At 60.8% G+C, this 12,519-nt stretch carries 12 protein-coding genes, 3 pseudogenes and 1 other annotated feature; all 15 genes and pseudogenes read right to left on the bottom strand.

Annotated elements, in window-relative coordinates; all coding sequences use genetic code 11:
* Positions 1-402 precede the first annotated feature (402 nt).
* A pseudogene (locus OMP38_RS30465) lies at positions 403-1,009 on the bottom strand (class I SAM-dependent methyltransferase).
* Positions 1,010-1,084: 75 nt separating this feature from the next.
* On the bottom strand, positions 1,085-1,447 hold the full coding sequence (gene rplL / locus OMP38_RS30460) for a 50S ribosomal protein L7/L12 (RefSeq protein WP_277568449.1): 363 nt from the start codon (positions 1,445-1,447) through the stop codon (positions 1,085-1,087).
* A 76-nt stretch (positions 1,448-1,523) separates the two neighbouring features.
* Positions 1,524-2,027, bottom strand: a complete 504-nt coding sequence (rplJ, locus tag OMP38_RS30455; protein WP_277568448.1) for a 50S ribosomal protein L10 — start codon at positions 2,025-2,027, stop codon at positions 1,524-1,526.
* A 63-nt stretch (positions 2,028-2,090) separates the two neighbouring features.
* Positions 2,091-2,252: a sequence feature (ribosomal protein L10 leader region), on the bottom strand.
* A gap of 49 nt (positions 2,253-2,301) precedes the next feature.
* Positions 2,302-2,997, bottom strand: coding sequence for a 50S ribosomal protein L1 (rplA, locus tag OMP38_RS30450; RefSeq protein WP_277533364.1), 696 nt, complete (start codon positions 2,995-2,997; stop codon positions 2,302-2,304).
* A 107-nt stretch (positions 2,998-3,104) separates the two neighbouring features.
* Complete coding sequence (gene rplK / locus OMP38_RS30445; RefSeq protein ID WP_277568447.1) at positions 3,105-3,542, bottom strand: 50S ribosomal protein L11; 438 nt, start codon at positions 3,540-3,542, stop codon at positions 3,105-3,107.
* 98 nt (positions 3,543-3,640) lie between these two features.
* Complete coding sequence (gene nusG / locus OMP38_RS30440) at positions 3,641-4,174, bottom strand: transcription termination/antitermination protein NusG (RefSeq protein WP_090117935.1); 534 nt, start codon at positions 4,172-4,174, stop codon at positions 3,641-3,643.
* Between the two features lie 26 nt (positions 4,175-4,200).
* On the bottom strand, positions 4,201-4,410 hold the full coding sequence (gene secE / locus OMP38_RS30435; RefSeq protein ID WP_277568446.1) for a preprotein translocase subunit SecE: 210 nt from the start codon (positions 4,408-4,410) through the stop codon (positions 4,201-4,203).
* 20 nt (positions 4,411-4,430) lie between these two features.
* Positions 4,431-4,580 carry a 50S ribosomal protein L33 gene (rpmG, locus tag OMP38_RS30430; protein ID WP_090117937.1) on the bottom strand — a complete coding sequence of 50 codons (150 nt, stop codon included), beginning with the start codon at positions 4,578-4,580 and terminating at the stop codon, positions 4,431-4,433.
* A 383-nt stretch (positions 4,581-4,963) separates the two neighbouring features.
* A pseudogene (gene sigH / locus OMP38_RS30425) lies at positions 4,964-5,621 on the bottom strand (RNA polymerase sporulation sigma factor SigH).
* 220 nt (positions 5,622-5,841) lie between these two features.
* Positions 5,842-6,393, bottom strand: coding sequence for an NYN domain-containing protein (locus tag OMP38_RS30420; RefSeq protein ID WP_277568445.1), 552 nt, complete (start codon positions 6,391-6,393; stop codon positions 5,842-5,844).
* Positions 6,380-7,183 (bottom strand): 23S rRNA (guanosine(2251)-2'-O)-methyltransferase RlmB, encoded by an 804-nt coding sequence (gene rlmB / locus OMP38_RS30415; protein ID WP_277568464.1) that lies wholly within the window; start codon positions 7,181-7,183, stop codon positions 6,380-6,382. The genes OMP38_RS30420 and rlmB overlap by 14 nt, the downstream gene beginning before the upstream one ends.
* A gap of 356 nt (positions 7,184-7,539) precedes the next feature.
* On the bottom strand, positions 7,540-8,025 hold the full coding sequence (locus tag OMP38_RS30410) for a Mini-ribonuclease 3 (RefSeq protein WP_277568444.1): 486 nt from the start codon (positions 8,023-8,025) through the stop codon (positions 7,540-7,542).
* On the bottom strand, positions 8,022-9,425 hold the full coding sequence (gene cysS, locus OMP38_RS30405) for a cysteine--tRNA ligase (protein WP_277568443.1): 1,404 nt from the start codon (positions 9,423-9,425) through the stop codon (positions 8,022-8,024). The genes OMP38_RS30410 and cysS overlap by 4 nt, the downstream gene beginning before the upstream one ends.
* A gap of 6 nt (positions 9,426-9,431) precedes the next feature.
* Complete coding sequence (cysE, locus tag OMP38_RS30400) at positions 9,432-10,247, bottom strand: serine O-acetyltransferase (protein WP_277568442.1); 816 nt, start codon at positions 10,245-10,247, stop codon at positions 9,432-9,434.
* A 763-nt stretch (positions 10,248-11,010) separates the two neighbouring features.
* Positions 11,011-12,505 (bottom strand): annotated as a pseudogene (gene gltX, locus OMP38_RS30395) (glutamate--tRNA ligase).
* Positions 12,506-12,519: the final 14 nt, after the last annotated feature.

The following is a 12,519-nucleotide window of genomic DNA, read 5'->3' as shown; positions in this document are numbered from 1 at the left end:
CAGAGGCAGCCGTCCCGCGGGGAACCCTGCGGTTATGATAAAACGCGGAAAGTGGGTAAAATAACACCGGGAGGACGCAATAAGCGCAATGTGCATGCAAAATCACAGCGGCAAACAAATAAAAGCCCCTATGCCCCAAACGGAGGCACAATGGCACTCGTATCCAGCCCATTCACCCAATATACGCCAATCGGCGTATTTTTATTCCTCTGAATGGCGCTAATCGAATAACTTCTCCACACACAGACAACTAGCCCATCTTAAATCTGACATCTTCTTATAGTAACACAAGCGCCTATGCAGGTCAAACGCCATTTTTAGACGATGAAAGTTCATTGCGAAACGCTTCGGCGCTTACTACGGCAGCGGTGCAAGTTTCGGCGCGAAGGCCGTCTTACCTTCCTAGGCCTTGATCGCACGGTACACGCGGTACCCTTTATCCTTGCCTGCTTCGGTCACTCGCTCTTCGCCGAAGCACGCTTCGAGCTTGGCTCTTGCGCTTGGCGCGCCTTGCTTGTTCTGAATGACGATCCATAGCGATCCGCCGGGGTTCAAGTGAGCGACCGCTTCTTCGAGAATGCGGTGTACGACCGACTTCCCCGCCCGAATCGGCGGATTGGACAAGATGACATCGAACGTCCGGCCGCCTATCGCTTCGTATAGATCGCTGACTTGAATGTCCACGTTGCCGATGCCGTTGAGCGCAGCGTTTTCCCGGCTCAATGCAACGGCCCGTTCATTCACGTCCAACATCGTTACATGTCCTCGCGGCACCAGGCGGGCCGCCGTCAGTCCGATCGGGCCGTAGCCGCAGCCGACGTCAAGCACGCGGTCTTGCTGCCCCAGTTCGATTTGCTCGATGAGCACTCGGCTGCCGTAGTCCACCCCGTCCCGCGAGAACACGCCGGAGTCGGAGACGAACTGAAGCTTTTGCCCCCGCAGCACGGCCTCGATTTTTTTTGCGGTCGCTGCGCGCGCTGGGCTGCTGCGAATAGTAATGATCAGCCATCTCCTCGTCCCCTCTCATGCACAAACCCCTCGAAGACTAGCTTCAAGGGGTTTGCAATTCGATTGTTAGGCCAAATTACTTAACTTCGACCTTAGCGCCGGCTTCTTCGAGCTTAGCCTTAACAGCGTCAGCTTCGTCCTTAGCCACTTTTTCTTTGATCGGCTTCGGAGCGTTGTCGACAACGTCCTTCGCTTCTTTCAGGCCGAGACCCGTGATTTCGCGAACGACCTTGATAACGTTGATCTTGGAAGCGCCAGCTTCGAGCAGGATAACGTCGAATTCCGTTTGCTCTTCGACTTCAGCAGCAGCGCCGCCGCCAACTGCTGCAACAGGAGCTGCAGCGGTTACGCCGAATTCTTCTTCGATTGCCTTGACCAGGTCGTTCAGTTCCAGGACGCTCATGCCTTTGATGGCTTCCAAGATGGACTCTTTGCTCATGGTAGTACCTCCGTTAAATTAGATAATTTGTTGGTGGAAAGTCAATTCGCGCGCCTCGGAAGCCGAAGCGTTCGATTTATGCGCTTGCTTCGTTCTTTTCCGCGACTGCCTTGACGGCGAGCGCGAAGTTGCGGATCGGCGCTTGCAGGACGCTGAGGAGCATGGAGAGCAAACCTTCGCGGGAAGGCAGGTCAGCCAGTGCCTTGACTTGAACGGCGTCGATAAAGCGACCTTCGATAACGCCGCCTTTCAGCTTAAGCGCATCGTTCTTCTTGGCGAAGTCGTTGAGGATCTTCGCTGCGGCAACGACGTCCGTAGCGCTGAACGCTACAGCGGTAGGACCCGTCAGGACGGCATCCAGGTCGCTCAGCTCGACGCTAGCCGCAGCGCGGCTGACGAGCGAGTTCTTCAACACTTGGAATTCGATGCCGGCTTCGCGCAGACGCTTGCGAAGTTCGGTGACTTGAGCGACGTTCAGGCCGCGGTAATCGGCAACAACCGTGCTCGCGCTGGACTTCAGCTTGGCGGCGATCGCTTCGACTTCCTGCTGCTTGGCTTCGATAATCTTTGCATTTGCCATTTGGTACACCTCCTGGTCGTAGGACTTCACCGTATCGATCGTCTATAAGGCTACAGCCTTCACGAAGGCATTAAAAATGCCCCCGCAGACATCGCGGAGGCATGACGTTACATTAATCTTACGCATCCATGCAAGGCAAGGACGGGTAACGAATGTATGCACACACCTCGGTAGGAAATTAAGCCTTGCGGCACCTACGGTCTACGGTATCAATATTCAACTTGATTAAAGTAACACGTCCATACACGGTCTGTCAACCGCCAGAAGCTGGCGATTAGAGACGGTATGCCGAAACGTTCAGACGCGCGCCTGGGCCCATCGTCGAGGAGATCGAGATGTTCTTCAGGTATACGCCCTTCGCGGCGGATGGCTTGGCGCGGTTCAGCGCGTCGACCAGGGCCTTCAGGTTGTCGGCGAGCTTCGCCGAATCGAAGGATACCTTGCCGATCGGAGCGTGAATCTGACCTGCCTTGTCCAGACGGTACTCGATCTTACCGGCCTTGATCTCTTGGACGGCCTTGGTCACGTCGTTCGTAACCGTGCCGGCCTTCGGGTTAGGCATGAGGCCCTTACCGCCGAGGATACGGCCGAGCTTGCCGACTTCGCTCATCATATCCGGCGTCGCTACGCAGACGTCGAATTCGAACCAGCCCTGCTGGATCTTGTTGATGAGGTCCGTGTCGCCGACATAGTCAGCGCCAGCGGCTTCGGCTTCTTTGAGCTTGTCGCCCTTGGCGAATACAAGCACGCGCTGGGTCTTGCCCGTGCCGTGAGGCAGGACGACGACGCCGCGTACGTTCTGGTCTTGCTTTCTCGGATCGACGCCGAGACGGACGGCGACTTCGACGGACTCGTCGAACTTCGCCTTGGCCGCTTGCTTCACAAGCTCGATCGCTTCGGCAGCTTCATAAGTTGCGTCGCGGTCGATCAGCTTGGCGGCTTCTTGGTACTTCTTGCCGTGCTTAGCCATGTAGTTCTCCTCCTTGTGTGGTAGTAACGGAAGTCTCCTCCCACTTCGCCCTGCGGCCCAAGAACGGTCCGAAGCGCGATCGCGATCCCTATATCAGGTCGCTGTGATTAGTCTTCGATGACGACGCCCATGCTGCGCGCCGTGCCTTCGACCATACGCATAGCCGCTTCGACGGAAGCCGCGTTGAGATCCTGCATCTTCTGCTCGGCGATCTCGCGAACCTTCGCGCGCTTAACGGTAGCGACCTTCTTCTTGTTCGGCTCGCCGGATCCCTTCGGGATGCCAGCAGCGACGCGAAGCAATACGGCCGCAGGCGGCGTCTTCGTCTCGAACGTGAAGGAACGGTCTTCGAATACGGTGATGACGACCGGAATGATCAGGCCGGCTTGGTCAGCCGTACGCGCGTTGAATTCCTTACAGAAGGCCATGATATTAACGCCTGCTTGACCCAGTGCGGGACCGATAGGCGGCGCAGGGTTAGCCTTGCCGGCCGGCACCTGCAGCTTGACCATTTTAATGACCTTTTTTTGCCATGTTTGTTGCACCTCCAGCTCAAAATGCGGTATAACGGGATGCTTGGTCCCTCCCGCTCAAATCCAGAAACCTGCGAGCGGCGGCGCGAACGCCCCCATCCGCCAGACTATTATATCTTCTCCACCTGAGTGTAATCCAGCTCAAGCGGGGTTTCTCTGCCGAACATGTTGACGTGCACCTTCAGCTTGCTCTTGTCGTGAAGGATCTCTTCGACCGACCCGACGAAGTTCGCGAAGGGGCCTACCTTGACGCGGACATTCTCCTTCAATTCGAAGTCGATGACCGGCTTCGGCTCCTCCATGCCCATGTGTTTCAGAATCTGATCCACTTCTTCGGGCAGCAGAGCCGTAGGCTTCGATCCCGATCCGGTCGATCCGACAAACCCGGTGACGCCGGGCGTGTTGCGGACCACGTACCAGGAATCGTCCGTCTGAACCATCTCGACGAGGACGTAGCCCGGATACACCTTGCGCATCACGGTCTTTTTCTTGCCGTCCTTGTTGACGAGCTCTTCCTCCATGGGCACGAGCACGCGGAAAATCTTGTCCTGCATGCCCATCGATTCCACGCGTTTCTCCAAGTTCGTCTTAACCTTGTTCTCGTAACCGGAGTACGTGTGTACTACATACCATCTTTTTTCCATCGGAAAAGCCACCTTTGGGTTCCGCGTTAAATGACGAGGTCGATCAAGCGCGAAATGATGACGTCCAGCACCCAGAAGTAAATCGTAACAATCAGCACCGTCACGATAACGACGAGCGTGTAGCTGATCAACTCTTTACGTTTGGGCCAGCGGACCTTCTTCAGTTCACTCCAACTATCGGCAAAGAACGAAGTAAAGGACCCAAAGCTCTGTTTCATTTTGGCCAGGAAAGTCACGTCCCAAAACCTCCTAGAGCTTAGCGCGTTTCGCGATGAGCCGTGTGCTCATTGCAGAACTTGCAGAACTTCTTCAGTTCGATGCGATCGGAGTGCGTGCGCTTGTTCTTGGTCGTCGCATAATTCCGCTGCTTGCAGTTCGTGCAAGCGAGAGTGATGATTACCCGCATCTGTTCCACCTCCCGGGCTGTGCCAGATCACAAAAAAAAAGACATTGAATCCGGGTTAATACGCCTAAGCCGTTACGTACGACAACGACACCTGGCGTATCACACCATATTCAGGGCTGCGCATAAAACTCCACCTTAAGGTTACTAAAGTAATTTATCATAGCCCATAGGCATTGTCAACGAGAAAGCTTGACAATCGTGTACGGGCTGCAGGCGCGGGACGTTATTAAGACTCTGCGGCCACAGAGCTCTCTACTATTCTAGCCAAACGAATGCGAACTTTAAACCCGGCAAGGCGCAGCGTCCTTAAAAACGAAAAAAGCAGCCTGCCGTCCGGCGCTGCCTCTGTACGCTCCTCTATGTAGCTGACGGCTTCGGTCGGTCTACAGACCGATATCCCTGACCTCCAAGTATCGCTCCAGCTTGCGCTTCACGCGCTGAAGCGCGTTGTCGATGGACTTGACATGGCGGTCGAGGTCGACGGCGATCTCCTGGTAGGAGCGCCCGTCTAAATAGAGCATCAGCACCTTGCGCTCCAGATCGCTCAGAATCTCGGACATCTTGTCCTCGAGACCGTAGAACTCCTCCTGGTTGATGATCATCTCCTCGGGATCGCAGACGCGCGAGCCGCAGATGACGTCCAGCAGCGTACGGTCCGAATCCTCGTCGTAGATCGGCTTGTCCAGGGAAACGTATGAATTGAGCGGAATATGCTTCTGCCGGGTCGCGGTCTTGATCGCGGTGATGATCTGGCGCGTGATGCACAGCTCCGCGAAAGCCTTGAAGGAGGCCAGCTTGTCCCCCCTTGAAGTCGCGAATCGACTTGTACAGGCCGATCATGCCTTCCTGCACGATGTCCTCGCGCTCCGCGCCGATCAAAAAATAAGAACGGGCCTTCGCCCGGACGAAATTGCGATATTTATTGATCAAATACTCCAGTGCCTCGGAATCGCCCGCGCGTACCGACTCGACGATATCCTCGTCGGTCTTGAAGTCGTATTCATATGTGACAAGGTCGTTAACGTCGACGCTCACGGTCATCCCTCCGGCTTCAAGACATTCAGGATACACTCTGGATCTACCAAACTATTACCAATATACTTGATGCAGCCCATAGCGTCAATGAAGAAAACCCTTATAATTCAAGGCTTCCGGGCAATGCGGACATTTGTTTGCGTTTTAGCGAACAGACTTGCAGCCTATATCGGACTCGACCGTCGCCCCGGCGACGGCGGGAAGCAGGTCCCGGTCCGCACCGGTCCTAGGACTTACCGCCCGAATCGTCGGACGCACGTTCGCCCCGGCGCCATTGCTCCAAGACCCGCGCCACGTCGTCGCTTAGCACGTTGCCCAGCGGGTTGCGCTTGGGCGGCGGCGCCTTGCGGATCGTCTTGCCGATCTCGCGCCGGCTCTCTTCCACCGCGAGCAGCAGCTCGCGCGCGGACAGCCGCAGCGCGCCGCGCCCGAACGCCACGTGCTGTTCGGTCTGGTCGGAAGTGGCGACGTAGACGTCCCGCCGTACCGACGTCACCTCGCCGACGAGCCGCTCGATGCATTCGTCGGCCGTTTCTTTCTCGCGGGTGTAAACGACGCCGAGCCGATGCTGCTTGAACTTCGCGCCGACGCCGGGCACGCGGAACGCGTCGAATACGACGATGACCTTCAGCCCCAGATAACCTTGGTAATCCGCCAGCATGTCGAGCAGCCTGTCGCGCGCGTCCTCGAGCCGGGTCGCCTTCAGGCGGTCCAACTCGGGCCACGCGCCGATCATGTTATAGCCGTCGACGATGAGCACGTCCTCACGGCGAAGCATGGCCGCCCTTGCCCGGACCGCCGCCGCGCTTCGCGAGCCGCTGACGCACGGCTTCGTAGAGGATGATGCCCGCGGCGACCGAAGCGTTGAGCGAGTTGAGCTTGCCGAACATCGGCAGGGAGATCAGGAAATCGCATTTCTCGCGGATGAGGCGGGACAAGCCCTTGCCTTCGCTGCCGATGACGATCGCGATCGGTCCGGTCAGGTCCGTCGCGTAGACGTCGGCCTTCGCCTCGCCGGCCGCGCCCGCGATCCAGACGCCGGCTTCCTTCAGCCGGTCGATCGTCTGCGCCAGGTTGGACACCCGCGCGACGGGCACGTATTCGACCGCGCCCGCGCTCGTCTTGGCGACGACGGCCGTGAGGCTCGCGCTGCGGCGCTTCGGCACGATGACGCCATGGGCGCCCGTGCAGTCGACCGACCGCAGGATGGAGCCGAGGTTGTGCGGATCCTCGACCTCGTCGAGCAGCACGATCAGGGGCGCCTCTCCGCGCTCGGCCGCCCGGGCGAGCAGCTCTTCGGGCTCGGCGTACGATACCGCCGCCGCCTGCGCCACGACCCCTTGGTGCTGGATGCCGGGCGCGAGGCTGTCCAGCTTGCGCTTGTCGGCATACTGCACGACGACACCGCGGCCCTTGGCCTCCTCCAGAATCGGCTGAACGAGGCTTTTCTGCGCCTGATTCGAGAGCCAGATCTTGTTCAGCGCGCGCCCCGCCTTAAGCGCCTCGAGTACCGGATGCTTGCCGGCCAGGTACTGCTCGCCTTCGCCGTCCGCCTCGTCCGCCGACACAGCTTCGGCCGCTTCGTCCTCAAATGCCGAGACGCGCGCGCGCGTCTCGCGCTCGACAGCGTCTTCATGCCGGCGGCCTTGCGCCGGCTGTCCGGCTCCGCCCCTGCGGTCCGCCGCGAAGCCGGGCTTGTAGCCGCCGCCTCCGGCGGGCTTGCGCCCAGCGACCGCAGACGGCCTGTCCGCCGCGCGCCGATCGGCCGGCCGCCCTTCGTCGCGGCCGCTCGAGCGGCCTTCCGCTTGTCGGCGCCCGTCCCGGCTCCCTGCGCCCGTCCCGCCAAAGGCGGCCGGACCGCCGGCGCCGCGCGCCGGACGTTCCGTTTTCCCCGGTCCTCCCGGGCGATTGCTGCGATTGCTGCTCATGTCGTCTCTTCCTTTCGCCCGGGTCCCGCGGACCCCTCCGGCTTCGTATCTTCAGGTTCGAAAGCCAGCCCGACCAACGTCTCGAGCCGCTCCCGCTCCCCGCGGTAATATGAATAGCCGACCAGCGCCTCCAGGCCGGTCGCGTGGCGGTAATCGCCCGGATCCGCATTGCGCGGCGGCGATCCCGACTTCGCGTTGCGGCCGCGCCTCGCCATGTCCGCCTCTTCCTCCGTCAACAGCGGCGCCCACCGAGCCAGCAGCCGCGCCTGCGCGGCGGCGGACACGTACCGGGTAGCCGCCTTGTGCAGCTCGTGCGGCTTGCGCGACGCGGAAGCGATCAGCCGCTGACGGATATACACCTCGAACACCGCGTCTCCGACGTAAGCGAGCACGATCGGATTGAGCAGGTTGACCGGCTGGTCCGGCGGCAGCTCCGGCGCGATGACCGGAAGCGGCGGTACGTTCGTGCGAAGCTCCGTCATTTCCGGCGCCACCGCATCCCTTGGGCCGTATCCTCGAGGATGATCCCCTTGTCCGCCAGCAGGTCGCGAATCTCGTCCGCCCTCGCGAAGTCGCGGCGCTTGCGCGCGTCGGCGCGCTCGGCGATCAGGCTGTCGATCTCAGCGTCCAGCAGCTCGGCCCCCGCCTCCGGCGGCAGCAGCCCGAGCACCCGGTCGAACTCCGCGATAAGTTCCAAATACGCGTGAATGTCCGCCGCGCAGGCCGCGTCGCGCTTGAGATACGTATTGGCGTCGGACACCGTCTGGAACCACACCGTGATCGCGTCGGCCGTATTGAAGTCATCGTCCATCTTGGCGTCGAACGCCGCCCGGAACTGCGCGAGCCGCGGCGCCACCGAAGGATCGGCCGGCACCAGCTCGGAGACGGAGGACAGGCGGTGCTTCAGGTTGTCCCGTGCGTTGGCGAGGCGCTGCACGCTGTTTTCGCCTTGGGCGACCGATTCCTCGCTGAAGTTGATCGGGCTCCGGTAATGGCCGGTCAGCATAATGTACCGGATCGCCTGCGCGCTCGTCTTCTGCAGCAGCTCGCGCGGGTTGACCACGTTGCCGATGGATTTGGACATCTTTTCGTTGTCGATATTGACGAAGCCGTTGTGCATCCAATAGCGCGCCAGCGGCTTGCCCGTGAGCGCCTCCGACTGCGCGATCTCGCACTCGTGGTGCGGGAACTGCAAATCGTTGCCGCCGCCGTGGATGTCGAGCGTCTCGCCCGCGTACTTAAGCACCATGGCCGAGCATTCGATGTGCCAGCCCGGACGCCCCTCGCCCCAAGGGCTGCTCCAGCTGATCTCGCCGGGCTTGGCCGCCTTCCAGAGGACGAAGTCCTGCGGCGATTCCTTGCGCTCGTCCACCTCGATCCGGATGCCGTACTGCAGATCCGCGAGGTTTTTGTGCGACAGCTTGCCGTAGTCGGGGAATCGCGCGGTCCGGTAATAGACGTCTCCGCCGCTCTCGTAGGCGTAGCCTTTTTCCTCAAGCGTCCGTATAAAAGAAATAATCTCCGGAATCGTATCCGTCACCCGCGGATTCTGCGTGGCCGGAACGACGCCGAGGGCGGTCGTATCCTCGATGAACGCCTGGATAAAGCGCTCGCCGAGCTCGGGCACCGTGATGCCCATCTCCTCCGCGCGCCGGATCATCTTGTCGTCGACGTCGGTGAAGTTGGTCAGGTAATTGACCTTGTAGCCGATATGCTCCATATACCGGCGCACGACGTCGAAGAAGATGACGGGACGCGCGTTCCCGATATGAATATACCCGTATACGGTCGGTCCGCATACGTACATCGTGACTTGGCCCGGCTGCTGGGGCACGAACGGTTCGGCCTCGCGGGTCAGCGTATTGTAAATGCGAAGGGTCATGGTCGATTATGGCTCCTTTGAGGTTCTTGAACGGGCGGAAGAATAAACGGGTTCTGCTTGGCGCTCGCGGTCTTCCGCCGGGGCGGCATCGCCTTCGGGCGGCTCGCCGTGGCCGCTGTCGGCGGACGAGTCGCATTTGGCCTTGAGCTCGAGCGGCGGCGGATCGAAGTAACCGCTGCGCTCCCGCTTCAGGTGCTCCAGCTCGCCTTTGAGATCGTCGATCTCCTTCTGCATGAAGCGGAACGTCTCGATGACCGGGTCCGGCAGGTTCGTATGGTCGAGGCGATCGCCGATCCGCTGGCCGCCCCGCTTCACGACGCGTCCCGGAATGCCTACGACCGTGCTGTCCGGCGGCACCTCCCGGAGCACGACGGAGTTCGCGCCTATATTGGAATTGTCGCCCACTTTGAACGAACCCAATACTTTGGCGCCCGAAGCGATGACGACGCGGTTGCCGATCGTCGGGTGGCGCTTGCCTTTCTCCTTGCCGGTCCCGCCGAGCGTCACGCCTTGGTAAATGACGACCTCGTCCCCGATCTCGCAGGTCTCCCCGATGACGACGCCCATCCCGTGGTCGATGAACAGCTTGCGGCCGATCTTCGCGCCGGGGTGAATCTCGATGCCGGTCATGAATCGGCTCACCTGCGAGATGACGCGCGCCGCGGTGAACCATCTTCGCTTGAAAAAGCCGTGCGCGATTTTGTGCGCCCAGATGGCGTGCAGCCCCGAATACGTGAAGATGACCTCGAACCGGCTCCGGGCCGCCGGATCGTTTTCGAACACCGCTTCTACGTCGGAACGCACCGTCTCCCAGAAGCCCATGTTCTTCCCCCCCTTGATGTGTGCTGCCATAAATATCGAAGGATGCGAAACGATCGCGGGAGCTGCGCCGCGACGCGCGTGCGCAAAAAGACGCCTCGGCAGCTCTCGCTGCAGAGGCGTCTTCTGACGCGGTCCCACTCTGCTTGGGCGACCGGCGCTCTTGCTCTTCCAGCAAGGCGCGGCGAATCGCCCGTCTCATTCGGCCGTTAACGGGGCCCCCCGGCAACGCCTAACGCAAGCTGGCCGGCCGGCCGATTCGAAGGGATCGAATCGGCGGCGTCCGGCGCTCCGCTCGGCGCTGCGGCTCCCAGGCGCATTTCCCCCCACGTCGGATACGAGACTGCTCTCACCCTAGACAGTCCTCTCTGGCCGCTCCTCGTCGTGGCGTACTCTCCTGTTCGTCGCTATTACAGCAAGTATAGTGCAACGTCCCGACGGTGGCAAGGGGCTCGGGCGGGCAAGAGCGGAACGCTCAGCTGGGATTGAAGCCCGCGAGCGCCCCAAACGTACGGAGCCGGGCCCGACTGCAACCCGCATGCTCGCTAACGCTCTATGGTACGGCGAATCGAGGATAATAACGCCCGCAAATCCGCCATCACGCCTCCGCTCGCCGCCAAGAAGGCAATAGCGGTAAAAACTTCCGCTATCCTGTCCTCGCTCACTGCCTCCAAGGCAAATTATCGGTAAGAATGTCCGCTATCCCAATACACCATCGTACATTCTCCCCCGCTCAATCCCGGCCCGGCCGAAGCCGAACCTGCGCTCAGCCGAGCGAAGCCGCCGTCTCCCGCAGCCGCGAGAGCACGCGGTCGCGTCCGAGCAGCCAGATCGTGCCGTTCAGGTCCGGCCCGTGCATCTGGCCGGTCAGCGCCACCCGGATCGGCATGAAAAGGCCTTTGCCTTTGGCGCCGGTCTCCGTCTGCACCGCCTTGACGAGCGCCTTCATGCCTTCGACCGTGAAGCCTTCTTCGCCGGCGGCTTCGATCTGTCCCGCGAACGCGTTCAGCACGGTCGGCACCTGCGGATCGGCCAGCACTTCGCGCGCCTCGTCGTCGACTTCGATCCGCTCGCGGACGAACAGCTCGGACAGCGGCACGATCTCCGCGCCGTAGCGCAAATGCTCGCGCAGCAGCGTCACGAGCGCCGCGGCCCAAGTCATCTCCCGCTCGTCAGGCTGCTCGGCGATGCGGCCCGCCTTTTTCAGGTGGGGCAGGCACAGCTCGAGCAGACGCTCCGGCGATACGCTTTTCAGATAATGCTGGTTGATCCAGTTGAGCTTCACCGTATCGAACACGGCCGGGCTCTTGGACAGCCGCTCCGCCTTGAAGATCTCGATGAACTGTTCGCGGGTGAAAATCTCCTCTTCGCCCTCCGGCGACCAGCCCAGCAGCGTGATGAAGTTGAACAGCGCCTCCGGCAAATAGCCGAGACCGTCGTACTGCTCGATGAACTGGACGATCGACTCGTCGCGCTTGGACAGCTTCTTGCGGCTCTCGTTGACGATGAGGGTCATGTGGCCGAACGCCGGCGGTTCCCAGTCGAATGCCTCATAGATCATGAGCTGGCGCGGCGTGTTGGTGATGTGGTCCTCGCCCCGCAGCACGTGGCTGATCGCCATCAGATGGTCGTCCACGGCTACCGCGTAGTTGTAAGTCGGGATGCCGTCGCGCTTGACGATGACGAAGTCGCCGAAATCCTCGGAACGGAACGTGATCTCGCCTTTGACCAGATCGTCGAAGGTATACGTGCGGCCCTCCGGCACGCGAAAACGAATCGCCGGAATGCGCCCCTCCGCGATCAGCCGCTCCTCGTGCTCCTTCGTAATGTCGCGGTACTTGCCAGAGTACGCCGGCGTCTCGCCGCGCGCGAGCTGCTCCTCGCGCTCCGCCTCGAGCTCTTCCTCGGTCGCGTAGCAGCGGTAAGCGAGCCCGCGCTCCAGCAGTTGCTTGGTGTACGCGTCGTAAATATGCAGTCGTTCGGTCTGCCGGTACGGGCCGTAATCCCCATTATCCCCACGCCGGTCCACGCTCTCGTCCCAATCGACCCCCCAGCCACTTGAGATAGGTCAGCTGGCTCTCCTCGCCGCCCGCGACGTTGCGCTTGACGTCGGTGTCCTCGATGCGGATGATGAAGTCCCCGCCGTGATGGCGCGCGAATAAATAATTAAAAATAGCGGTGCGCGCGTTGCCGATATGCAGATGCCCCGTCGGGCTCGGCGCGTAGCGAACCCTCACCTTGCCGGTTTGTCCGTTGCTCATGTTCATGCTCCTCC

It is taken from the genome of Cohnella ginsengisoli (assembly GCF_029525555.1).
Lineage (GTDB): Bacteria > Bacillota > Bacilli > Paenibacillales > Paenibacillaceae > Cohnella > Cohnella ginsengisoli.
The sequence above is the reverse complement of the archived record's forward strand: the minus strand, read 5'-3'. Positions and strand labels throughout refer to the sequence as shown.